The 1,033-nt window shown below is 56.6% G+C and carries 1 pseudogene; it reads left to right on the top strand.

Annotated elements, in window-relative coordinates:
* Window positions 1-944 (top strand): annotated as a pseudogene (locus tag IQ273_RS33415) (hypothetical protein); the annotation flags it as partial.
* Between the last annotated feature and the right edge of the window lie 89 nt (window positions 945-1,033).

Below are 1,033 nucleotides of genomic sequence, written 5' to 3'. Positions count from 1 at the left end.
GGGTGGGTGGCCAGCACATGGGGGAGGCTCTGGGCCAGGGGCGCTTCACCGTGCTCTCGCCGACAGTTGGCCCAAGTAGGAACGCCTATGTCAATGTGCAGCGGCTACCGCCGGTTTGGGTGGAACAGTTGGATACGATCGGGCTGTATCCGGCGAGTGGTCGAAGAGAGCAGAAGCCATCCAGTCAGGCTCGCCCCCTAATTCAGTCGCAGCCTGCCCAACTGGGAGTCTTGCGGCTGGAGGATCTGGCTACAGCGAAGGCCCAGGCGGTGCTGCATGGAGATAGTCCGCTGGAATCGCGATCGCACTCGCTGACATTTGCTCTACGAGAGTTCTATGGCTGGGAGAACTGGGCTGCCCAGAACCGGGTGCCGATTAGCGGCAATGCCGAAGAGCTGGTCCGAGCAGCGGGGATTGCGTTGGGGATTGACGCTGAGCGGGCGGAACGCATTATACGAAGCATTGCTGATCCAGGCAGTTGTACCCCGGCGGCGGTTTTTGCCGGAGGTGAGACTAGCGCTTGGAAATGCGTGTGGAAACTAGACCGTCAGGTGTATGAAGAGCTGTGCCCTGACACCATGAGGCAGGCCATCCAAGCTACCACCAGGAGGAATAACTATATTCTGAGCTTGGCTAGACCTCAAGAGCGGCAAGATGAAGCTATCCAGGATTCGGCAGCCGAGAGATTCAGGATCACAGAGGATCAGCTCCAGACGTTTGTGTGCCAGGCATGGGACATTTTGATTCATGCTCATCAGCCAAAGCAAGGGAACGTGACGGGTGAGGGTTCAGCAGCAGGCCCTAGACTATGGGTGCAGGGGCAGATTTATGGAATAACCGCCGAGGGGCAAGTGTTGGTTGTAGAGGCTCGTGGGCGGGGCGCTATTTTGCAGACCCAGGGAAATAGGGTGCATCCCAGTTATGTAATGAGCAATAATACTTAGTCTGGGCTAAGCCTATGAACGTTAAGCTTTGAGCAGTTCAACAGAGGAACTTCACTCCCATGGATGCCTCCAAAGAAGCCCGTCTCAAA

The sequence above is a fragment of the Nodosilinea sp. LEGE 07298 genome (genome assembly GCF_015207265.1).
Lineage (GTDB): Bacteria > Cyanobacteriota > Cyanobacteriia > Phormidesmidales > Phormidesmidaceae > Nodosilinea.
The sequence above is the reverse complement of the archived record's forward strand: the minus strand, read 5'-3'. Positions and strand labels throughout refer to the sequence as shown.